This is a genomic window from Robertkochia solimangrovi (assembly GCF_007279655.1).
Classification (GTDB): Bacteria; Bacteroidota; Bacteroidia; order Flavobacteriales; family Flavobacteriaceae; genus Robertkochia; species Robertkochia solimangrovi.
The window spans coordinates 192,753-215,127 of the sequence record NZ_QKWN01000001.1 but is presented as its reverse complement, the minus strand read 5'-3'; the positions used below and the strand labels follow the sequence as shown (position 1 = coordinate 215,127).

The following is a 22,375-nucleotide window of genomic DNA, read 5'->3' as shown; positions in this document are numbered from 1 at the left end:
GACAAATTATGTTAAAGACATTTATTGAGAGACCTGTATTGTCTACAGTGATCTCCATTTTAATAGTGATTCTGGGAGTACTCGGGATAACCGTGCTTCCGGTGGAGCAATACCCGGATATTGCGCCACCTACCATTAAGGTGACCGCTACCTATCCCGGAGCAAATGCGGAAACAGTCTTGGAAAGTGTGATCATCCCTATTGAGGAACAGATCAACGGGGTGGAAGGAATGACCTATATAACTTCTACCGCTACGAATAACGGTACTGCAGATATCACGGTGTATTTCGACCAGAATACAGATGCGGATATTGCGGCAGTAAACGTTCAGAACCGTGTTTCCCGGGCAAACCCTTTACTTCCTTCGGAGGTAATACAAACTGGTGTGATTACTCAGAAACAACAAACCAGTTCGCTGATGTTCCTTTCCGTATATTCAACTAACGAGGATTACAGTGATACTTATGTTCAAAACTATCTGAAGATCAATGTTATACCTGCCTTACAGCGTATCAAAGGGGTTGGTGACGTTAACGTATTTTCAAGTAAGGATTACGCCATGCGTATCTGGTTAAAGCCAGAGAAACTAAAAGCATATAACCTGATGCCAGCTGATGTTATCGGAGCGATGAAAGAGCAGAGTCTCGAGGCGGCTGCAGGTTCGTTGGGGCAGAACAGTGGAGAAGAATTCTCTTATGTGATCAGATATCCAGGCCGTTACAAAACCGAAAACCAATATAGTGATATCATCATTAAGGCATTGGGGAATGGTAAATTCCTTCGGCTTTCCGATGTTGCGGATATAGAATTGGATGCATTTTCGTATGTTACTTCCGCTACAACAAAAGGATATCCGAGTATTAACATGGCGGTTTACCAGACCAAAGGTTCAAATGCTCAGGATATCATCGAATCGATTAAGTTGAATCTAGATGAATTGAAGAAAGATTTTCCTCCGGGTATGGAAGTTTACATCAATTATGATACGAACGACTTCCTCGAAGCATCTATAGATAAGGTGTTGCATACCCTTATCGAAGCCTTTATCCTGGTATTTATCGTAGTGTTCATCTTCCTTCAGGATGTGCGTTCAACGCTGATCCCTGCGATCGCGGTTCCGGTATCGATCATAGGTACATTCTTCTTCCTGAATGTGTTTGGATTCTCCCTGAACCTGTTAACCCTGTTCGCATTGATTCTTGCGATCGGTATCGTTGTGGATGATGCGATCGTAGTGGTGGAAGCAGTACATGCCAAACTGGATGAAGGAGCTAAAAGCGCTAAAAAAGCAACTCTTGATGCAATGCATGAAATATCCGGAGCGATCATATCGATCACCCTGGTGATGTCTGCGGTATTCGTTCCGGTTACTTTCCTGCAAGGGCCGACAGGAGTTTTTTATAAACAATTCGGAATCACTCTGATGGTTTCTATCTTTATTTCAGCGGTAAATGCCTTGACATTGAGTCCGGCGCTCTGTGCCCTGTTCCTGAAACCTCATGATGATCATCACGAACAGAATATGAATTTCCTGCAGAAGTTCTACCACCGATTTAATAAGGGCTTTAATGCCACAGTTGAACGTTACGGAAAGGCTTTAGGGTTCCTCCTCAAACATAAATGGATCACCGGTGTTGTATTGATACTCGCCGTGGTGGGAATTTTATGGACTACCAAAACACTCCCTACAGGTTTTGTTCCAAATGAAGACCGTGGATTAATCTTTGTAAATGTAGAACTTCCAGCAGGTTCTTCACTTGATAGGACCAATGTTGTGACCAAAGAAATCTATGATCGGGCAGCTAATTTACCAGGAGTAGATGGAGTGTCTATGATTAATGGATTCAGTCTCTTAGGCGGACAGGGAAGTAATTATGGGCTTGGATTCATCAAGCTCAAAGATTGGTCAGAAAGGGAGGAAGATTCTGTTTCTTCGACAGCCTTGATCAAAAAATTATTTGGTGTAGCAGCGACGATCCCGAATGCAAACATCATATTTTTCGAACCACCAAGTATCCCTGGATTCGGTATTTCGTCCGGTTTTGAAGTAAATCTGCTGGATAGATCAGGAGGATCGTTCACCGATCTGGATAAAACCAATCAGGAATTTATGATGTCATTGATGAAGCATCCTGAAATTCAGTATGCCCAGTCATCTTTCAATACCAAATATCCTCAGTATGAGCTCGATATTAACATACCTGTGGCTAAGGAAAAAGGGGTTACGGTAAGTGATATTTTTGCAACCTTGCAGGGGTATATCGGGGGTATTTATGCCGCTGATTTTGCCCGGTTCGGTAAGCAGTATCGTGTTTATGTCCAGGCACTTCCTGAAGACAGAGCCGATAAGACTTCTCTGGAAGCCTTATATGTACGTACCAATACCGGTGAAATGACGCCGATTACTCAGTTTATCACACTAAACAGGGTGTACGGGCCTCAGTCTGTAACACGTTTCAACCTGTTTAATTCCACGAAGATCACCGGTGCTTCAAATCCGGGATACAGTACGGGTGATGCTATTCGCATCATTGAAGAGGAAGTGTCAAAACTGGATGCAAATTATGGAATCGACTATTCAGGGTTAACCCGGGAAGAGGTTGCTTCAGGTAGTCAGACGATCCTGATATTCGTATTGAGTATTGTATTTGTTTACTTCCTGCTTGCTGCTCAATATGAGAGTTATTTGTTGCCGTTCTCGGTTATCCTGTCTTTACCACTAGGAGTTTTTGGAGCCTATTTCTCAACCAAGTTTCTCGGACTGGAAAACAATATCTATTTCCAGATCGCACTGGTGATGCTCATCGGACTTCTCGCTAAGAATGCGATTCTGATAGTGGAGTTCGCTATACAGAGACGAAGACGTGGAGAATCCCTGGTAGACTCAGCTGTTCACGGAGCAAAAGCCCGTTTGAGACCGATTCTTATGACCTCTTTTGCATTTATACTCGGACTTATGCCATTAGTGTTGGCAAAAGGTGTAGGTGGATCAGGAAATAACTCGATCGGTACGGGTGCAGCCGGAGGGATGCTGATAGGAACCATATTAGGGGTATTTATCATACCTACATTATATGTAATATTCCAATGGTTACAGGAAAGATTTACGGGTGCGCCTGTTGAGGAAAATTTGCAAACAGAAACTTTAGATAAGTAACTAACTTATGAAAAGATCACAATATTTACGACTCTTAGTTATCATTACAATACCATTTTTATTACAATCTTGTTTTGTGGCTAAGAATTATGAGCGTCCGGAAATGGAAACGGAAGCGCTATACCGAACAGATCAGCTCGATGTTGACAGCACGTCACTCGGGATGGTCTCATGGAAAGAACTTTTTACAGACCCCATACTGGTGAGGCATATCGATACTGCTTTACAGAATAATATGGATATACGCATCGCATTAACTCAGATCGATGCAGCAGAAGCATATTTGAAACAAGGGAAGGCCGGTTATTATCCAACAGTTAATTATTCTGCCACAGCTACGAGAACAGATAATTCAGAAAATGGTCAGTTCGGAAGTATTTTTTCCGGAATTCTGACGCAATATGAAATGGGTCTGAATGTTTCGTGGGAGGCAGACATTTGGGGGAAGATCAGAAGTAATAAAAGAGCTTATGAGGCTGGATATCTTCAAACTCAAACAGCTCATAAGGCGGTGAAAACTGAGTTGGTTGCACTTGTGGCTAACACGTATTACCAATTGCTTTCTCTTGATAAACAGCTTGCGATCACAAGACGTACTCTCGAAAACAGGTTGAAGAGTGTCGAAACGATCAAAGGATTAAAAGAGGCCGGCATGGTCAACGAAGTGGCGGTAAAACAAACCGAAGCTCAATTATACAGTACACAGGCATTGGAGATTGATCTGGTCTATAGTATCAAGGTTCTGGAAAATTCATTTTCAATATTGCTTGGTGAGAATCCCGGTCCTGTAGAGCGAAGTGCATTGGAAGATCAGGTTCTTGATCCGGAATTGAAAACCGGAGTGCCGTATCTTTTATTGCAAAACCGCCCGGATGTGGTGGCTTCAGAATTTGGATTGGTCAACGCCTTTGAGCTGACCAATGTTGCTCGTTCTAACTTCTATCCGTCTTTTACTCTTACTGGAAATGCAGGGTTGCAAAGTCTTGAATTTTCAGATTGGTTAAGTGCCAGCTCTTTTTTCAATACAATTATTGCTGGCCTTACAGAACCAATCTTTAATGGTAGAAGAATACGGTCTGAATATGAAGCGAGTCAGGCAAGACAGGAGCAAGCTTTTATTTCCTATAAGCAAACTTTGTTGAATGCCGGAAGGGAAGTTTCAGATGCATTGTATACTATTGACGCTGCTGAAAAGAAGATTGGAATAAAAGAGATGGAGCTGGATGCAAATGAAAAGGCTTCAGCTTATTCGGAAGAACTTCTGAATCAGGGTATGGTAAATTATCTTGAAGTTTTGAACGCTCAGGATAATGCGCTTAGCTCTGAGTTATCACTAACCGAATTACGTGTTACAAGATTGAAAGGAGTTGTTGAGCTGTACCGCTCTTTAGGAGGGGGTTGGCAATAGACCAAAAATAAAGAAGACAAAAAACCGGAAAGTTGACTTTCCGGTTTTTTATTTTCTATTGCGAGAGTTTATAGTTTTTTTCAAAGTCTCTTATAAGGTCAATCTCCTTTTGTAAAGAGGATTTGTCATTATAAAGACTATCCAGATCAATAATCTCGACTTTTCTGAATTCGATGGGATGACTCTCGCTTTGAAGGGAGATATACCCTTTTTCCAGTTTCAGTCCGGTATCTGTTCCGGGAAGTATTTCATCTCTTTCCGGGTGCGTATATTCCAGAACCATTTCTCCATTGGCGTAATGTTGAATAAGAGAGTCTTTCAATACCAGAAAGCCTGCTCTTACCCATTGATCACCATCGAAGGTTTTTGAGTCGGAATTGATGCAATGCGGAGTATACAGTGTATCTGCAATAAAAACGGATGTGCCAGGAGTGCAAAGATTTTGCGTGCTTCTGGGGTCAGTACCGTTACCGCCAAGAAACTGCCCTTCGATACTAATGGGGAAGTCCTGATCAACAGTCATAGTTTCCGGAGGCTGCGAATGCAGCATAGCACCGCTGTTTCTCCATGCCCAACCTTCACCTCCATTGGCTTGTTCATTTTTGAATCTGTATTCTACGGCGAGGAAATAGGCAGAATAAGGCTTTTCATAGAAAAGATGTCCGTATTGTTTATCGAACTGCTCATACCCGTCATAATTTACCTCGATCACACTGTCGGATACACGAAAAGTATTCATGTAATTGTCACCAATGGGATGCTTCGTGATCTTAGGTGTCCAACCCGACAGGTCTTTCCCGTTGAATAGTTGGATCCATTTGGGTTGTTGTATGTCCTGAACTTCCGTATCGGTACCCTTTTTTTCTTCCGTTTTACAGGAAAGAAGGGCAAGTAAGGCTAAGAGGGTGGTTATATGCTTCAAATCAATGTTTATTCAACGATGAATGTACCTTGCATCATTCCATAATGTCCGGGGAAGCTGCATAGGAACTGGTAGGTTCCTGGTTCTGGTGCGTCGAATGTGATCGTATCAGATTCACCACCCCCTAAAAGTTTGGTGTGTACGATGAAATCTTCACTTCCTTCAGGGATATATTCATTATTCATAGCAGTGGTTGCCTCTGTAGCGAAATCGACCAGATCAACTCCTTGCTTTAGTAATACCCAGTTATGTCCCATTACTTTTTTATCCAGTTTCCCGATGTGCTTAAGGGTAAGGGTTACTTTTTCACCTGCCTTAACACGAATTTCTTTCTTATTATATTTCATCATGTCATCGGCGGTGATCACAATCTCATTCTGAGATTTTGATTCTGTTGCAGCAGGGGTTTCCTTTTCGGTTTGTTGCTGATATTCAAATCCTTCTTTTTTCTTCTTATCCTGTCCGCATCCTACGATGAACAGCGTTAATAAGAGTGTTGCTATTTTCAATGTGGTCTTCATAAGTGAAATTTTATTTATTACACGAATATAATGAATTAATCTATCTTGCTTTTATGGGATTAACAGAAAGAATGCCCGTTTTTTAAAGAGATAGTATTTCCGAAATGAATGATATTCCACGTTGCTCATTAAAGAAGATATTACCTTTTTCAAAAAATCCGACATGTCCGCCGTATTCGGGCATTTCCAGAAATAGAAATGGGTTCTTCCTTGCTATTTCTATCGGGTAACAATTCATGCCTAGAAAACTATCGTTTGTTGCGTTGAGTAACAGTGCCGGGATGTTGATATTTTCCAGCACCGGCAAAGAACTGGCTCGCCTGTAATAGTCTTCTGCATCTTTAAAATTATGTGCGCGGGAGGTGTAGACTTCATCGAAATCCCGAAGTTTATGTACGCTTTTGATATCAGCATCACTGACCAGTTCGGGAAATTGTTCTTTTTTGATCTTAAGCTTTTCGATCAAATTCATTTTGAATCGAAGAGCGTACAGGAAGTTCACAGGTTTATGGAGTTCCAACATGGCATCGTAAAGGTCGCAAGGAGCTGAAACCGCAACAGCGGCCTTGATAATGTCCGGCACTTTTGAAGTTTCCCCGAGATACTTTAATGTAACATTAGCGCCCAGGCTAAATCCAAATAGAACTACTGATCGGTAATGAGAATGATTTGCAGTTATATGATCGATGATACAGGCAAGATCCTCTGTTACGCCGGAATGATAGGATCGAAACAGTTTATTGGGAGTACCACTACAACCTCTGAAATTCATGGCGCAGGCATCGAAGCCTTTTTTATTGAAGATCTTTGCTACTCCGGTGATGTATGGTCGTTGAGCATTTCCTTCAAGTCCGTGGAGTATAACTATTAACCGATCGGTGGTGGATTCAGTAGTTTCATAGGCATAGCTCCAGTCGAGATCCATAAAATCATCGTCTGGTGTTGGAATTGTTTCCCTGATTTGTGTAAGTCCGTTTACCTTCCTTATAGTACCGGAATAGATTGTTGCGATGTGTGTGTTTCGGAACAAAATCGGTGGATCGTAATCGGAAGAAATTAACGGCATGGCCTTATTTTTTCGTAAAGATAATTCGATTTGACAAAATCATCCGTAATTTTACTTTTTGCTATGCAAGCATAATAAAAATTTAGAGCGATGTATATTAAAGAATTTGAAGTTAGATGGAATGATCTGGATGCAAACAGGCATTTAGCGAATAAAGCATATATTGAATTTGCAGCACATACAAGGATGACTTTCCTTATAGAACATGGAATCGATCATCATGTACTCGGTGAATTGAATATTGGTCCGGTTTTGTTCTATGAACATATTTATTATTTCCGGGAAGCTTTTTCAGGAAAACCGGTACGAGTTACGTTGGATTTTACGGGGATGAGTGAAGATGGGATGTTCTTCGAGTTTCAGCATAATTTTTATGATTATAAGAATCGCAACATTGCCCATTGCGAAATCATGGGTGGATGGATGGATCTTAAAACGCGTAAGCTTATTCCTCTTCCGGAACAGATGCTCAGTTTATTCGATAAAGCGATCAGGTCAGATGATTTTAGAATCTTAACGCGGGAGGATACCCGTAAATATGCTAAAAAACCTGTGGATCTAAGCTGATTCCGGTGTTTTTTTAGTGACGAGATATACGCCGAGAAAAACCATGCTGCCGGCAAGTATTTTCAACAGATCAAGCTTGTCGGCACCGGTTAACATCGCATAGATAATCCCTATCAAAGGTTGTAAATAAATAAAGGCACCGATCGTGGAAGCTTTTAACATGCGTAACGCATAAATATTAAGCAAATAGGTCATAAATGTAGTTCCGATCACTACAAATGCCATTCTCCAGATGGCTTCGAATGGCAGTGCTGTCCATTCTACTTCCAAAAATTCGCCGAGTGTTACCGGCAGATTGATGAATACACCGATCAGAAACAACCATTTCATCAGGGTGAAGGTGTGATATTTTGCAGTAAGTGGTTTCACCAGGACCAAATAAATGGCATAACTGGTTGCATTTATCATAAATAAAATATTGCCTAAGGGTATATTGGGGGCGTTGAACTGGCGTTCTTCCCCATAAAGTACCAATGTCAGTGCTCCTGCAAAGCCAAGTGCTATTCCCAGCGATCTGATCAGTGTGATCCTTTCGTTGATAAACATGGCAGAAAGAATAAAGACGATGATAGGTGATAGAGTGGCTATCACCGAACTGTTGATAGGCGTGGAAAGGCTCAAGCCTTTAAAGAACATTAGCATATTGATCACCATTCCAAATAATGCACAGGCTACAAAACGCAACATGTCTTTACGTTCGATCTTCTCTTTCGGGCCGCTTAATCCGATGATCCAAAATAATACAGATGCACCCAGAACTCTGAGGAGAATCAGTCCGAATGGTTTGATATAAACGGGCATAAGGTCTTTTGCGACCGTATGATTTATTCCGTATATGATACTGGCTCCGAAAGCAGCGAGTAGTGCCAGTGTTCTGTTATTCATTAATTCCTGAGATTTTCTTTAACATAGATTACAGCGTCTTCGATGGTGTTTTTGCTGTTTCCGGCAAACATGGCATCATCGGCAAGCAGGACAGGTCTTTTGAGGAAGGTATAATGTTCAAGGATCAATCGTTTATAATCTTCATCTGTAAGATTCTTGTCTTTAAGGCCTTGTTCCTTGTAAAGCCTGCTTCTTTTATTGAAAAGTGATTCATAATCGGGGACAAATTTTCTCATATGTTCCAGATCTGTAACACTTACCGGATCGTACTTTATGTCTTGCAGGACAACATTTTCCGGAAGATCAAGAGCTTTTAAAATGCGTTTACAGGTATCACAGGTACTTAGGTAGATGAATTTATTCATAAGAAAATCTCGTTGATTACTGCAAATATCAGGCTTCTCAGTAAAATACCCCGATGTTTCCTGATGATTTTATAATTTTCATGTTTAAAATATGTTATTTTTGAGAGATTTATGTTTAGATATCTACTACTTTTCCTACTGTTGACCGTTTTTGAGTCTGTTACTGCACAATTATGTGGTGGTAATTACGGTGAACCTGTCTTCACAGAAGATTTTGGGAATAATTCTCTTACCGGCGCTATTTATGGACCTGCATTACCCGCCGGGGTAACAACGTATCGGTACAAATCTGTTCAGGATGTTCAGGATGGGGAATATACCATCTCGATCAATGGAAGATATGGGTTAGATAGTTTTTTTGACACGCTGGATCATACGGATGATGATGAAGGGGAAGGTTATATGTTGATCGTTAATGCCGACTATGATACGGGTGCTTTTTATAGACGAACGGTTTCCGGATTGTGTGAGGGGCAGGTTTTCGAGTTTTCCGCTTATTTTATGAATTTACTGGTAAGCAATTTTCAGTATTGTGATAATGTTGTGCCTAATAACATAATTTTTCAGGTCGAAGATGGAAATGGAAATGTCCTGGGAAATTTAGAGACCGGAGATATTAATTCAACCAGTACTCCTCAGTGGAGGCGCTATTCATTTGATTTTCGCGTGCCATCAGGAGTGGATTCTGTTGAGGTTGTACTCATTAATAATGGTCCGGGAGGATGTGGTAATGACCTGGCGATAGATGATATCAGTTTTCGTGCTTGTAGTTCATTAAGTGATATCGAAGCCTCGAATGCAGATTTTGAGTCGGGAGTTTGTAAAGATGATGCATTGACACTGGAACTTGATCCTGCAGGAAATCCATTTGATAATCCTGCATTTCAATGGCAGCGAAGTGTTGATGACGGAAATACGTGGATAGATCTTAATGGTGAAACCGGATCTCAACTCATAATTTCAGGTTTTGAGGAGGGTTGGCAATACCGTTATATGGCATTCGAGGCGTCTAATGCTGATAGTCCGAATTGTATGGTGGCTTCGCAACCTGCGATTATCTCTATCTATGCTCCGGAAGCCGGGACACCCGATCCTATGTTGATCTGTGATTCAGATAGAGATGGTCTTGGAATTTTTAACCTCACCGCCTTTGATGAGGTATTACGTAATGGGCGATCAGATGCTGAGATTATGATCACGTATTACGAATCATTAAACGATGCCTCCACCAACACGAACCCAATCGTTGGTCCTGAAACCTATGAAAGTAATTCCCCGACCAGATCGGTATATGCCAGGTTGACGGATATCGATAAAGGCTGTTATGCGGTAACTAATGTTGACTTGGAGCTTCATCAGCCTCCGGCCGTACCATTATCTTTTGAATATGATCAATGTGATCCGGATGGTGATGGGATAACCTTTTATGATCTGAGTAGAATTCCCGGGATATTATCTCTGGACAGCAGTTTATATACGTTCTATTTTTACACAGATCTAAATGATGCCCGTGATAATTTTGTAGAATCTTCTATTGTGGATATTGCCGCTTTCAGAAATGATGCTTTTTCAACGATTTACTTAAATACAGTTGATGAATTTGGTTGTTTTGATACCACCGAAATTACGTTGGGTATTACCGCTATCGTATTGCCGGCAGATTTTGAAGTAGTTTTGAGTGCATGTGATGTAAATGGTAATGGTGTCGCGCAGTTTGATCTTAATTCTGCAATAGCGGAGTTGCAAAATACGTTCAGTGATCCTTCGGGCCTAATTTTCAAATTCTATCATTCTGAAGAGGATGCCTTATTAGGGCTAAATGAAATTACAGATTTGAATTATGTGAATAGCAATAGTGCTTTTGGGGAGATTTTGATTGTCAAGATTGAAGATGCAAATAATGGTGGGTGTGTTGATCTCGGACCTTATGTCAGACTTCAGATTGAACTTCTCCCTGAAATTCAGGTGATTTCCCCGGTGTATTTATGTGATGGAAGTCGCAGTGTCGTACTGAGAGTTTCCGGAAACGATCCTACGTATCGTTATGAGTGGTATGATGCGACCGGACACTTATTTGCAGGGGGAACCCGGGCAGAGGTTTTTTCAGAGGGTGATTATACGGTGAAAGCTATTTCAGCTTCACCTGAAAAGTGTGAGTCAGAAGCTTTGGTCACTGTTTTGAGATCATCACAACCGGTAATTGCTGGTGTTGAGATCGATGATGGCAGTATTGCGGGAGAGAATACGATCGAAGTGATAGCAACCGGAATGGGGGATTACGAGTATAGTATCGACGGTATAAACTATGTCGAGACCTCTGAATTTGAAGGGCTATCCGGAGGTAAATACAATATTTATGTCCGTGATCGAAATGGATGTGGCACCACTGTTTCTGAGATCTGTGTAGTCGGTTTCCCGAATTATTTTAGTCCGAATGGAGATGGGGTAAATGATACCTGGCAGGCATATGGATTAAATGGAGATTGTGCTGATCATGCCATAGTATTTGTATATGACAGATATGGTAAATTGCTAAAACAAATGACAACCACAGGTTCGGGTTGGGATGGTAATTTTAATGGTAGTCCGCTTCCGGCTTCAGATTATTGGTTTCGTGTCGAGAACCTTGATGGCACTCTTATCAGTAAAGGACATTTTACGCTCAAGAGATAAGTTGTCTTTATAACTTTTATAAAAGAATTAAGGTTTGTTGTTTACCTTTAAAAATTCCTGAACTTCAGCTAATTTAAATCCCACATAGATTCTTCCTTCTGAATAGGCTGCGATTTCATAAGGATTGTAGACAAGGAATAGAGAATCTCTGGTAAATCCAATATTGTTAGGAAGTACAAATCGGTCTTCTTCAAACATAAAGCCCTGACTGTTTATATTTTCATCCGTTTTCAGTCCGTGGTCTTTTCTAAATTTTTTTTCTGCAAAATCCTGAAATGAACCGGTAGATTTGAACAAATCGTCAGCGGTGAGCAAATCACCAGTGCCAGGGTCAAAGTTCAGGTAGGATTCACTGCCGTATCCATGAGCTCCTCCACTATAGATGTAGGAGTCGAGATGAATAGAGATTAAATCATTCGTTTGGTCGCTTAATTCCCCTTTGATACGTGCCTCCCATTTTGCCGGAGCTTCAGGGAATTCACTCAGAAGTTGAGACTGGGCTTTTTCAAAGGATTTGATAGCCGATTTAATATCTTCAGCATCACCTTTGTCTGAGAAATCAATCAGTTTTACAATATGTGAATTCAGTTGGTCATTGATCTTTCTTGCCTTTCTTTCCGATGATTTAGCCAATGGAATATCGATATCCACATTTACACATTTATCACAATTGTCTGAGATTAGAGTGTAATGTTCAAATTGCATTTCGTTGTCTTTTCCGCAGGAGATCATCACGCCAGCTATGAGGGAGAGAAGGGCAAATTTAAGTTTCATTGTATCCGGATTCATATTTGGGAATAAAGATAAGACCTTCTTTGTTTACCGAAAACTAAACAGTAATTTTGTTTTATGAATAACCATCGCTTATGAAGAAGTCAGATTTTGGGTTTAACACTAAAGTGATTCACGGTGGACAAACCCCGGATAAGGCATACGGTGCGGTCATGCCGCCCATCTATCAAACTTCAACGTATGCACAATCTTCTCCCGGAAAACATAAAGGTTTTGAATATTCACGTAGCGCTAATCCGACCAGATCTGCATTGGAAAATAGTCTGGCCAGCATCGAGAATGGTGCGTATGGATTGGCGTTTGCAAGCGGACTTGCTGCCATTGATGCAGTATTGAAATTATTGGAACCCGGTGATGAGGTTATTGCGACGAATGATCTTTATGGCGGTAGTTACCGATTATTTGAACGGCTCTATAAAAAAGCGGGAATAAAGTTTCATTATACCGATATGAGAGATGCAGGATCTGTTTCTGCACTCGTAACTACAGCAACAAAATTGATCTGGATTGAGACACCCACTAATCCTTTATTAAATATTATAGACATTCAGGCAGTAGCTGATCTGGTACGTGGAAAGAGTATTTTGGTAGCGGTTGATAATACATTTGCTTCTCCTTTTTTACAGCTTCCTTTGAATCTCGGGGCAGACATAGTCATGCATTCCGCGACTAAATATCTCGGAGGTCATAGTGATGTGGTTGCCGGTGGTCTGGTGGTTAATGACGATGCACTGGCAGGAAAGCTCTATTTTATACAAAATGCGAGTGGTGCTATTTTGGGGCCGTCTGACAGTTATCTCGTTCTTCGGGGAATCAAAACGCTGCATGTGCGTATGCAAAGGCATTGTGAGAATGCTGCAAGAGTTGCTGGGTTTTTAAAAGGGCATCCTGCAGTTGATGTGGTGTACTGGCCTGGATTCGAAGAACATCCGAACCATGAGATCGCTAAACGGCAAATGACTGACTTTGGTGGAATGGTTTCTTTTAATGTTTCCGGAGACAATTATGAGCAGGCGATCGCTATTGTTGAAAAGCTAAAGGTGTTTACGCTTGCAGAATCTTTAGGGGGAGTCGAATCACTAGCGGGGCATCCTGCGAGTATGACACATGCATCCATCCCTAAAGAAGTCAGGTTGGAAAGTGGTATAAAAGATTCATTGATTCGATTGAGTGTAGGTATTGAAGACAGTAGGGATCTTATTTTTGATCTGGAGCAGGCATTAGGTTAAATTTTATTAAATAAATAAAAAATAGCTGCTTAAATTTAATTATTTGCATAATTTTGCGGCGAAATTTTAAAGTTCACAATTATCCAACATTTTATGAACGCAATGGACGAAAAAATTAAAGTGTTTATGGAGGAAGTTACCCTCCGTAACTCTCATGAGCCTGAATTTCTTCAGGCCGTACAGGAAGTTGCAGAAACTGTAATTCCTTACATCGCTCAGCACGAGATCTATAATGGTAAGAACATTCTTCTTCGTATGGTTGAACCGGAACGTGCGATCACTTTCAGAGTTCCGTGGGTTGACGACAAAGGAGAGATCCATGTAAACCGTGGTTACCGTATCCAGATGAGCTCTGCTATTGGTCCTTATAAAGGCGGTCTTAGATTTCACCCAACCGTAAACATGAGTATTCTTAAATTCCTTGCCTTTGAGCAGGTATTCAAGAATAGCCTTACCACCCTTCCTATGGGAGGAGGTAAAGGAGGATCAGATTTTGATCCTAAAGGAAAATCAGATGACGAGATCATGCGTTTCTGTCACAGTTTCATGAGTGAACTGTTCCGTCATATCGGAGCTAATACCGACGTGCCTGCGGGTGATATCGGGGTAGGTAGCCGTGAGATCGGATTCCTTTTCGGAATGTACAGAAAAATAAGAAATGAGTTCACAGGAGTACTGACCGGAAAAGGTCTTTCCTGGGGTGGTTCATTGATCAGACCTGAAGCAACAGGTTACGGAAATGTATATTTTGCACAAAATATGCTGGAAACACGAAATGATAGTATCGAGGGTAAAACCGTGGTGGTATCAGGTTCGGGTAATGTGGCTCAGTATGCAACAGAGAAAGTAAATCAGATGGGAGGAAAAGTGGTGACACTATCTGACTCATCCGGTTATATCTACGACAAAGAGGGTATCGATGAAGAGAAACTCGCACACGTTATGCATATTAAGAATGTGCAACGTGGTAGAATCTCTGAGTACGTTAAGAAGTATCCAAATGCTGAATTTTTTGCAGGAGAGACTCCTTGGAATGTGAAATGTGATGTTGCGATGCCATGTGCAACTCAGAACGAGTTGAATGGTGATGATGCGGCCTCTCTGCTTAAAAATGGTTGTATCTGCGTGAGTGAAGGGGCAAATATGCCTTGTACTCCGGAAGCGATCACTGCTTTCCATGAAGCGAAAATCCTTTTTGCTCCTGGTAAAGCATCTAACGCAGGTGGTGTGGCTACTTCAGGACTTGAAATGGCTCAGAACTCACTTCGTTACAGCTGGACACGTGAAGAGGTAGATGAAAAGCTTAAAGGAATTATGAAAAGTATTCATAATTCATGTATAGAGCATGGTAAAGAAGGGGATTATATCAACTATGTTAAGGGTGCCAATATTGCCGGTTTCGTTAAGGTTGCCGATGCAATGCTCGCTCAGGGCGTAGTATAGTTCTTTCTATCATAAATTCAAGACAGCCTCCCCTTACCGGGAGGCTGTTTTTTTTTACATTTACCCTGAGATATACGTAATAACAATGCTCGTTAAAACCAATGCAATAGTACTTTCAGTAATCAAGTATGGTGAGTCCAGTCTCATCGCAAGATTGCTTACGGAGAATTACGGTTTGAGATCGTATATGCTTAAAGGGGTTCGTTCTCCTGGAAAGAAGAAGATAAGACCGGGATATTTCCAGCCTTTTACGCAATTGGAGGTTGTCGCTTCTCATAAAGATAAAGGTTCCCTGGAGACCCTTCGGGAAGTAAGACTGGCGCATCATTATCAAAGTCTTCAGACCGATATTGTGAAATCAAGTCTGGTGATGTTCTTAGCAGAAGTAGTACAATACGGTGTTCAGGAAACCGATGATGATCCGGACCTGTATGATTTTATCATCAGAGCTGCAGACTGGTTGGATGAGAATGAAGATATGGCGAGTTTTCATATTGTATTTATGCTTCATCTTACCCGATTTTTGGGGTTTTATCCTGATTTTTCTAATGAAGGGGCTCCTGTTTTCGATCTTGTTGAAGGTGAATTGGTGGAAAATACGCTAAATCCCTCAGCGTCCGGTGATCTTTTGGATATACTTTCATCGCTGATGGAGGCCGGTTTTGAGAATATGTCTTCAGTACGCATGAATCGAGGTCAACGGGTGCGTATGTTGAATATGCTCGTTGAATATTATCAGATACATCTTCACGGATTCCGAAAGCCGAAATCACTCGATATCCTGCAATCGGTATTTCACTAGAGCGTGGTTGCGTTTGAAGAATCTGAACACTTGGAAAGTTAATGAGGCAGGTGTATATTCGCCGTGGTCAGAATTGTCCCGCTTTTAATTTATGGAAATATTCAGAAATACAGTGATTTAAATCCGGGAACGCTTTGCTTTACGGTATTTTAAAGGTTTAATAAAGGGTCAATTCGCTGAAATTTAGTATTTTTGCCAACTTTAATACGACAAGGTATTTTTTTAGATAAATGAAGTTTACAGAATATAAGGCAATGGATTTACCACGTACTGCAGAAGAGATTCTGAAGTACTGGGAAGATAATGGCATTTTTGAAAAAAGTATTACCGAAAGAGAGGGCAATAAACCCTTCGTGTTTTTTGAAGGCCCGCCGTCCGCTAACGGTTTACCGGGTATTCACCACGTAATGGCCCGAACGATCAAGGATATTTTCTGTAGATATAAAACCCAGAAAGGATTTCAGGTTAAAAGAAAAGCCGGATGGGATACCCATGGTCTTCCTGTGGAGCTAGGAGTAGAAAAGGAACTCGGTATTACCAAGGAAGATATCGGGACAAAGATCTCTGTTGAAGAATATAATGCTGCCTGTAAAAAGGCAGTGATGCGATATACTGATATTTGGAATGATATGACCCGTAAGATCGGGTATTGGGTGGATATGGAAGATCCGTATGTTACCTATAAATCCAAATACATGGAAAGCGTTTGGTGGTTGCTGAAACAGATCTATGATAAGAATCTGCTGTATAAAGGTTATACCATTCAGCCTTATTCACCAAAGGCCGGTACCGGTTTGAGTTCACATGAGCTAAATCAGCCGGGTACGTATAAGGACGTTTCGGATACTACCGTAATCGCGCAGTTCAAAGCGGTACAGGATAGTCTTCCGGAAGTTCTGCAAGGGTTTGGAGCCGTGCATTTTCTTGCCTGGACCACAACACCATGGACTTTACCATCAAACACTGCTCTTACTGTAGGGCCGAAAATTGATTATGTACTGGTAAAGACCTTTAATCAATATACCTTTGAACCGGTTAACCTGGTGTTGGCGAGGCCACTGTTATCAAAAACCTTTGCGGGAAAATATACTGAAGCTGAAAGCGAGACTGATCTTGAGAATTATAGCAGCGAAGACAAGAAGATACCTTTCCTTGTGGTCGCATCCTTCAAAGGAGCAGCTATCGTCGGATCTCGTTATGAGCAGTTGCTGAATTATGCGTTGCCGTATCAACACCCGGAAAATGCATTCCGTGTTATTTCGGGAGATTTCGTAACTACTGAAGATGGTACTGGTATTGTACATACTGCACCGACATTTGGTGCGGATGATGCCAAGGTAGCCAGAGAAGCGAAACCTGAAGTGCCACCGATGCTGGTACTGGATGAGAATAACAATCCTGTACCACTGGTAGATCTTCAGGGAAGATTTCGTGAAGAATTAGCTGAGATCGGCGGTAAATATGTGAAGAATGAGTATTACAGTGATGCCGAAGTTCCGGAGAAGTCTGTAGATGTAGAGATCGCTATCAAGCTCAAAGAAGAGAATAAAGCCTTTAAGGTTGAAAAATATGTCCATAGTTATCCGCATTGTTGGAGAACTGATAAGCCGGTACTTTATTATCCGCTGGATTCCTGGTTCATCAAAGTGACTGAAATTAAAGATCGTATGTTCGATCTGAATACAACGATCAATTGGAAGCCTAAAGCAACCGGTGAAGGTCGATTCGGAAACTGGTTGCAAAATGCCAATGACTGGAATCTTTCACGCTCCCGATTCTGGGGAATACCTTTGCCGATATGGAGAACGGAAGACGGTAAAGAGGAGCTGATCATAGGTTCTGTTGAGGAATTGAAAGCTGAAATGAAAAAATCTGTTGCTGCAGGTTTCATGGCACAGGATATATTCGATGACTTTGTTGTTGGGGATATGAGTGAGGAGAACTATGAAAAAGTGGATCTCCATAAAAATGTAGTAGACAAGATCGTTCTCGTGGCTCCTTCAGGTAAGGAAATGAAACGTGAGAGTGATCTGATCGATGTATGGTTCGATTCCGGATCAATGCCTTATGCACAATGGCATTATCCTTTTGAGAATAAGGAAAAGATCGATGAAGGTAAAGCATTTCCTGCAGATTATATTGCAGAAGGTGTCGATCAGACCAGAGGTTGGTTTTATACACTTCATGCTATCGGGACCATGGTATTCGATTCTGTTGCCTATAAGAATGTAGTATCAAACGGACTCGTACTCGATAAGAACGGACAGAAAATGTCTAAAAGACTGGGGAATGCTGTAGATCCGTTTACGACCATTGAGGAGTATGGCCCGGATGCCACCCGTTGGTATATGATCAGTAATGCCAATCCATGGGATAACCTTAAGTTCGATCTGGAAGGCGTAGCAGAAGTAAGAAGGAAGTTCTTCGGTACGCTTTACAACACCTATTCGTTCTTTAGTCTGTATGCGAATATCGATAATTTCACATACGCGGAAGATGAAGTGCCTTTCGAGCAACGTCCGGAAATAGATCGCTGGATTCTTTCAGAGTTAAATACACTTGTCGCTAAAGTCGATGAGGCATTTGCAGATTATGAACCGACAAAAGCGAGTCGTGCTATCTCTGATTTTGTTCAGGAGAACCTGAGTAACTGGTTCGTACGTTTGAGCAGAAGACGTTTTTGGAAAGGTGATTACGGGACGGATAAGATATCAGCGTATCAGACGTTATATACCTGTCTCATAACTGTTGCTAAGCTGGGAGCCCCGGTGGCGCCATTCTTTATGGATCAGTTGTACAGAGACTTGAATGCTGTTTCCGGAAAGGAGAAAAGCGAGAGTGTTCACCTTGCAAAATTTCCGGTAAGTGTTGAAAATTTTGTTGATAAATCACTGGAGAGCAAAATGGAAAAAGCTCAGATCGTTTCTTCCCTTGTGTTGTCATTGCGTAAGAAGGAAATGATCAAAGTGAGACAACCCCTTAAAAAAGTAATGATTCCGGTTCTTGACGAAGCTCAGAAGGCTGAGATCAAGGAGGTGGAAAACCTGATAAAGTCGGAGGTTAATGTCAAAGAGATCGAACTAATCGATGACGCTTCCGGAATACTGGTGAAACAGATCAAACCGAATTTCAAGGTGTTAGGTCCGCGTTTCGGTAAAGATATGAAGTTGATTGTCAATGCAATAAGTGCATTCGACCAAAAAGATATACAACATATCGAACGGGAGGGGTCAATCACACTTGATATTAATGGAAAAAGTATTATTTTAGAATGCGATGAAGTTGAAATATCATCGCAGGATATAGAAGGTTGGTTAGTGGCCAGCTCAGGAGCAATTACAGTAGCCCTGGATGTTACAATCACCGAAGACCTCCGCAAAGAAGGAGTTGCGAGAGAATTGGTGAACAGAATTCAAAACCTTCGTAAGGATTCCGGTTTTGAAGTGACTGATAAAATTGATGTCAAGCTTCAGAAAGATGGATTTGTAGAAGAGGCTGTTCAGAGTAATCTTGAATATATAAAAGCAGAGACACTGACAGCACATTTGAATTTTGAAGAACACCTTGAACTCGGCACAGATATTGCTTTTGATGAGGTCAATACCAGATTGTTCATACAAAAACACTAGTACTATGGATGCAGATATTAAAGTAAGGTACTCGGATAAGGACCTGGATGAATTCAGAGTTCTTATTGAAAATAAGATCGAAAAAGCTAAAATGGATCTGGATCTGTTGAAGAGCTCATATAAAAATGACGGTAACAATGGTACCGATGATACCTCGCCTACATTTAAGGCGTTTGAAGAGGGGTCAGAGACCATGAGCAGGGAAGCGAACACGCAACTTGCGATCCGTCAGGAAAAATTCATCAGGGATCTTAAGAATGCTTTGGTTCGTATTGAGAATAAGACCTATGGTATATGCAGAGTTACAGGAAAGCTGATCAATAAAGAGCGATTGAAACTTGTTCCTCATGCAACACTCAGTATCGAAGCAAAGAATATGCAAAGTTGATTTGAATCGGATAAATAACTTTTTACTATACAAACGCTCTGTCAAAGAGCGTTTTTTTGTAGCATTTCTGTTCTTTTCTTTGTTCGCATCCGTTAGTCCGGCTGCTGCACAGAAAGTATTGGAAAAGGTGTTTGATGCCCATGACCTTACTTCTGTTAATATCAATGCAGATCAGATGTACAGAGTGGAATTACACACCCATCGAAAACCTTCGGTTACGATTATAGCTTCTATGGAGGGAGAGTACAGGAATGATCTTGTGATCACTGCAGATCAGAAGGGATCCAGTCTTTTTGTGGAAAGCAGGTTTATGCCGCTTTTTAAAGATCCGAATGATAAACTCAGTGCTCATAAAGTTGTTTCTGTTGATCTGGTGATCAGTGTTCCGGAATCCGTGAAAGTTTCATTAAGTGGTCATGCCACAAGAGTGTTGCCAAAAGGGAATTTCTCTGATTTGGAGATCAAGACCTATGATGGTCCTGTATTCCTTGTCGGTACTTCAGGACTTATAGAGGTAAGGACATTTTCAGGCGACATCCATGCTTCCGGTATAAAAGGCGTCATCGCCAGGGCAGAATCTTCCTATGGTAAGATTTTTAAAGGAAAGGTTGTTCCGGGAGGAAGTGAATTCCGATTTAATTCAGTCAATGGAAATATACACATCAATGAAAACGAATAATATTCTTATTTTTGGCTTCTTGCATACCTACCGGTTGTGAACCGAAATAACGAATTAAAATTAGACACGCTGAAATAATGTCGTTAAAGAAAGCTACGCTGTTTATCGTGCTGATCCTTTTGATCGATCAGTTCTCAAAGATTTATATTAAGACTCATTTTGTACTCGGTGAATATACCGAAGTCTTCAGTTGGTTCAGAATACTCTTTATAGAGAATGAAGGGGCAGCCTGGGGTACAAGAATTAGCGATATAATTCCATTTGTTTCTGAGGAAGCCGGAAAGCTTGCGCTTACCTTATTTCGTATTGTGGCAATCTGTGGAATCGGTTACTGGTTATATGATTCTGCCAGAAAAAAGAGTAGCATAACCCTTATGGTTGCAATATCTCTGATCTTTGCCGGTGCTTTGGGTAATATTATTGATTCAGTGTTTTACGGAGTCATTTTCAATGATTCTTATGGGCAGGTGGCAACCTTGTTTTCATCTGAACCTTATGGGTCGTTATTTCATGGTAAAGTGGTCGACATGCTTCATTTTCCAATGATCGATACCACATGGCCAGAATGGGTGCCCGTTGTAGGAGGTAAAAACTTCAGATTCTTTGAGCCGGTCTTTAATATTGCAGATACGGCGATCAGTACAGGAGTAGGGGTTTTGATCGTTTTTAATAAGAAAGCCTTTCCAAAGAAAAAGGAAGACTAAACTTCAAAATAATAAATAGCTTCTGGTGTGATGCATGCATCAAGCCGAATGTCGCCTTCATGGATATCCGTGATCTTATGCTCTGGTGGAAAGAAGGAAAGTCCGATCTTTTTGGTATTAGCCTTGCATTTACTCAGAAAGCGATCGTAGAATCCTTTTCCGTATCCAATTCGGTTGCCATGTTCGTCATAGGCAAGAAGCGGGATGAAAACAACATCGATATTTTCAGGAGAGATAGCTATTCCGTTTACCGGTTCAGGGATACCGTAATTATTAATGCTGATTTTGGTGTTGTCGGTTAGGAGTATATGTTCCAATTCTCCTGTTTTAAAATCTGATCTGGAAACGGTAATGTCTTTGTCTTTACCTTGAAGAATACTTAGTAGAAAGGAAGTGTCGATCTCCTTTTGTTGTTCAATACTGAGAAAGATATGGTAACAATTATGATTCCATATATCCATTTTTAAAGCTTGGTTGGCAATTGAAATGCTCTTTGATTCGATTTCATCGCTGCCAAGCTCGTTTCGCAACTTTTTATACAGGCTACGGAGTCGGGCCTTTTCCATTGATCAGATGGCTTCAGTGATATTATGTAGCTCATTCACTGAAATACCTTTGATATTGTGAGGTGAATGAAAATTGATTTCCTCGATCGCTTGCGCTTCAAGTCTGTTTATTCCGCTGTTCAATAAAAAGAAGTTCAGGCAGCTAGGAGATTCAGTGCTGTATTTACTCAGATTTTCAAAAAGTGATCTGGCCGTACACCATTCCATATTTATATCGAATAGTATATTCTTGATCGAAGCGTCTTCAGATAATCGTCGGGAAAGAGTTTCGCATGCAGATTCTGGAGAAGCGATCTTTTCAATATGCAATAAAGATTGATTGATCTCAAAGGACCGGGCAGACATTTCCAGGTAATTCTGATCTTTACTGATAATTAAGGTTAAGTCAATTTTTCCTTCCATTTCAGGCATTTTATATTCAGTACTCGTTGTTTGGGACATTTAACATGGTAAATATAATTAATAATTTGAGTCTTGCATTGATTATTAGATGAATAGTAGCTTCTTTGAGGTTAAAAGAAGGTTGTTGTAAAGTTTAAATTACTGTAATTTGCATGAGATTTCTTAATGGACCACTA

Annotated in this window: 19 protein-coding genes; 11 read left to right on the top strand and 8 right to left on the bottom strand. The window is 41.0% G+C overall.

Annotated elements, in window-relative coordinates; all coding sequences use genetic code 11:
• The first annotated feature begins 8 nt into the window (after positions 1-8).
• A complete protein-coding gene (locus DMZ48_RS00870; protein WP_143953214.1) occupies positions 9-3,158 on the top strand; it encodes an efflux RND transporter permease subunit in 3,150 nt (1,049 codons plus the stop codon).
• A 7-nt stretch (positions 3,159-3,165) separates the two neighbouring features.
• Positions 3,166-4,566, top strand: coding sequence for an efflux transporter outer membrane subunit (locus tag DMZ48_RS00865; protein ID WP_143953213.1), 1,401 nt, complete (start codon positions 3,166-3,168; stop codon positions 4,564-4,566).
• A gap of 55 nt (positions 4,567-4,621) precedes the next feature.
• On the opposite strand, the gene DMZ48_RS00860 is transcribed toward DMZ48_RS00865, so the two are convergent.
• From DMZ48_RS00860 to DMZ48_RS00850, 3 genes are all read right to left on the bottom strand, one after another.
• Entirely contained in the window at positions 4,622-5,488 is an 867-nt protein-coding gene (locus DMZ48_RS00860) for a 3-keto-disaccharide hydrolase (RefSeq protein WP_143953212.1), read from the bottom strand.
• An 8-nt stretch (positions 5,489-5,496) separates the two neighbouring features.
• Positions 5,497-6,009, bottom strand: coding sequence for an azurin (azu, locus tag DMZ48_RS00855; protein WP_199287916.1), 513 nt, complete (start codon positions 6,007-6,009; stop codon positions 5,497-5,499).
• An 82-nt stretch (positions 6,010-6,091) separates the two neighbouring features.
• Complete coding sequence (locus DMZ48_RS00850; RefSeq protein ID WP_143953211.1) at positions 6,092-7,075, bottom strand: YheT family hydrolase; 984 nt, start codon at positions 7,073-7,075, stop codon at positions 6,092-6,094.
• Positions 7,076-7,165: 90 nt separating this feature from the next.
• Here DMZ48_RS00850 and DMZ48_RS00845 point away from each other — a divergent pair, with 90 nt between their 5' ends.
• Complete coding sequence (locus tag DMZ48_RS00845; protein WP_143953210.1) at positions 7,166-7,642, top strand: acyl-CoA thioesterase; 477 nt, start codon at positions 7,166-7,168, stop codon at positions 7,640-7,642.
• Here DMZ48_RS00845 and DMZ48_RS00840 read toward each other — a convergent pair.
• Entirely contained in the window at positions 7,634-8,527 is an 894-nt protein-coding gene (locus tag DMZ48_RS00840; protein WP_143953209.1) for a DMT family transporter, read from the bottom strand. The genes DMZ48_RS00845 and DMZ48_RS00840 overlap by 9 nt on opposite strands.
• Positions 8,527-8,892 (bottom strand): arsenate reductase family protein, encoded by a 366-nt coding sequence (locus tag DMZ48_RS00835; RefSeq protein ID WP_143953208.1) that lies wholly within the window; start codon positions 8,890-8,892, stop codon positions 8,527-8,529. Before DMZ48_RS00835 ends, DMZ48_RS00840 begins: the two co-directional genes overlap by 1 nt.
• A 111-nt stretch (positions 8,893-9,003) precedes the next feature.
• On the opposite strand from DMZ48_RS00835, the gene DMZ48_RS00830 reads away from it, so the two are divergent.
• Positions 9,004-11,565, top strand: a complete 2,562-nt coding sequence (locus DMZ48_RS00830) for a T9SS type B sorting domain-containing protein (protein ID WP_143953207.1) — start codon at positions 9,004-9,006, stop codon at positions 11,563-11,565.
• A gap of 27 nt (positions 11,566-11,592) precedes the next feature.
• On the opposite strand, the gene DMZ48_RS00825 is transcribed toward DMZ48_RS00830, so the two are convergent.
• On the bottom strand, positions 11,593-12,339 hold the full coding sequence (locus DMZ48_RS00825) for a DUF3298 and DUF4163 domain-containing protein (protein ID WP_162558641.1): 747 nt from the start codon (positions 12,337-12,339) through the stop codon (positions 11,593-11,595).
• Positions 12,340-12,431: 92 nt separating this feature from the next.
• Between DMZ48_RS00825 and DMZ48_RS00820 the strand changes: the two genes are divergently transcribed.
• The 7 genes from DMZ48_RS00820 to DMZ48_RS00790 all read left to right on the top strand — a co-directional run bounded on the left by DMZ48_RS00820 (position 12,432) and on the right by DMZ48_RS00790 (position 21,231).
• On the top strand, positions 12,432-13,586 hold the full coding sequence (locus DMZ48_RS00820; protein WP_143953205.1) for a cystathionine gamma-synthase: 1,155 nt from the start codon (positions 12,432-12,434) through the stop codon (positions 13,584-13,586).
• Positions 13,587-13,688: 102 nt separating this feature from the next.
• Positions 13,689-15,029 carry an NADP-specific glutamate dehydrogenase gene (gene gdhA, locus DMZ48_RS00815; protein ID WP_143953204.1) on the top strand — a complete coding sequence of 447 codons (1,341 nt, stop codon included), beginning with the start codon at positions 13,689-13,691 and terminating at the stop codon, positions 15,027-15,029.
• Between the two features lie 85 nt (positions 15,030-15,114).
• Positions 15,115-15,831 (top strand): DNA repair protein RecO, encoded by a 717-nt coding sequence (gene recO / locus DMZ48_RS00810; RefSeq protein WP_143953203.1) that lies wholly within the window; start codon positions 15,115-15,117, stop codon positions 15,829-15,831.
• Positions 15,832-16,061: 230 nt separating this feature from the next.
• Positions 16,062-19,460 (top strand): isoleucine--tRNA ligase, encoded by a 3,399-nt coding sequence (ileS, locus tag DMZ48_RS00805; protein ID WP_143953202.1) that lies wholly within the window; start codon positions 16,062-16,064, stop codon positions 19,458-19,460.
• Positions 19,461-19,464: 4 nt separating this feature from the next.
• Positions 19,465-19,848: a TraR/DksA family transcriptional regulator gene (locus DMZ48_RS00800; RefSeq protein ID WP_143953201.1), complete on the top strand. Its 384-nt coding sequence runs from the start codon at positions 19,465-19,467 to the stop codon at positions 19,846-19,848.
• Entirely contained in the window at positions 19,808-20,527 is a 720-nt protein-coding gene (locus DMZ48_RS00795) for a DUF4097 family beta strand repeat-containing protein (RefSeq protein ID WP_143953200.1), read from the top strand. The genes DMZ48_RS00800 and DMZ48_RS00795 overlap by 41 nt, the downstream gene beginning before the upstream one ends.
• A 77-nt stretch (positions 20,528-20,604) precedes the next feature.
• Positions 20,605-21,231, top strand: coding sequence for a lipoprotein signal peptidase (locus tag DMZ48_RS00790; protein WP_143953199.1), 627 nt, complete (start codon positions 20,605-20,607; stop codon positions 21,229-21,231).
• Here the strand turns inward: DMZ48_RS00790 and DMZ48_RS00785 are convergent.
• Both DMZ48_RS00785 and DMZ48_RS00780 read right to left on the bottom strand, forming a co-directional pair.
• Entirely contained in the window at positions 21,228-21,797 is a 570-nt protein-coding gene (locus tag DMZ48_RS00785) for a 5-formyltetrahydrofolate cyclo-ligase (RefSeq protein ID WP_143953198.1), read from the bottom strand. The genes DMZ48_RS00790 and DMZ48_RS00785 overlap by 4 nt on opposite strands.
• 3 nt (positions 21,798-21,800) lie before the next feature.
• Positions 21,801-22,199, bottom strand: a complete 399-nt coding sequence (locus DMZ48_RS00780; RefSeq protein ID WP_143953197.1) for a hypothetical protein — start codon at positions 22,197-22,199, stop codon at positions 21,801-21,803.
• Positions 22,200-22,375: the final 176 nt, after the last annotated feature.

Coding starts and splice junctions, on each gene's coding strand:
- DMZ48_RS00870 (WP_143953214.1), top strand. CDS start 9: ATGTTAAAGACATTTATTGAGAGACCTGTATTGTCTACAGTGATCTCC.
- DMZ48_RS00865 (WP_143953213.1), top strand. CDS start 3,166: ATGAAAAGATCACAATATTTACGACTCTTAGTTATCATTACAATACCA.
- azu (WP_199287916.1), bottom strand. CDS start 6,009: ATGAAGACCACATTGAAAATAGCAACACTCTTATTAACGCTGTTCATC.
- DMZ48_RS00850 (WP_143953211.1), bottom strand. CDS start 7,075: ATGCCGTTAATTTCTTCCGATTACGATCCACCGATTTTGTTCCGAAAC.
- DMZ48_RS00845 (WP_143953210.1), top strand. CDS start 7,166: ATGTATATTAAAGAATTTGAAGTTAGATGGAATGATCTGGATGCAAAC.
- DMZ48_RS00840 (WP_143953209.1), bottom strand. CDS start 8,527: ATGAATAACAGAACACTGGCACTACTCGCTGCTTTCGGAGCCAGTATC.
- DMZ48_RS00835 (WP_143953208.1), bottom strand. CDS start 8,892: ATGAATAAATTCATCTACCTAAGTACCTGTGATACCTGTAAACGCATT.
- DMZ48_RS00830 (WP_143953207.1), top strand. CDS start 9,004: ATGTTTAGATATCTACTACTTTTCCTACTGTTGACCGTTTTTGAGTCT.
- DMZ48_RS00825 (WP_162558641.1), bottom strand. CDS start 12,339: ATGAAACTTAAATTTGCCCTTCTCTCCCTCATAGCTGGCGTGATGATC.
- DMZ48_RS00820 (WP_143953205.1), top strand. CDS start 12,432: ATGAAGAAGTCAGATTTTGGGTTTAACACTAAAGTGATTCACGGTGGA.
- gdhA (WP_143953204.1), top strand. CDS start 13,689: ATGGACGAAAAAATTAAAGTGTTTATGGAGGAAGTTACCCTCCGTAAC.
- recO (WP_143953203.1), top strand. CDS start 15,115: ATGCTCGTTAAAACCAATGCAATAGTACTTTCAGTAATCAAGTATGGT.
- ileS (WP_143953202.1), top strand. CDS start 16,062: ATGAAGTTTACAGAATATAAGGCAATGGATTTACCACGTACTGCAGAA.
- DMZ48_RS00800 (WP_143953201.1), top strand. CDS start 19,465: ATGGATGCAGATATTAAAGTAAGGTACTCGGATAAGGACCTGGATGAA.
- DMZ48_RS00795 (WP_143953200.1), top strand. CDS start 19,808: ATGCAACACTCAGTATCGAAGCAAAGAATATGCAAAGTTGATTTGAAT.
- DMZ48_RS00790 (WP_143953199.1), top strand. CDS start 20,605: ATGTCGTTAAAGAAAGCTACGCTGTTTATCGTGCTGATCCTTTTGATC.
- DMZ48_RS00785 (WP_143953198.1), bottom strand. CDS start 21,797: ATGGAAAAGGCCCGACTCCGTAGCCTGTATAAAAAGTTGCGAAACGAG.
- DMZ48_RS00780 (WP_143953197.1), bottom strand. CDS start 22,199: ATGGAAGGAAAAATTGACTTAACCTTAATTATCAGTAAAGATCAGAAT.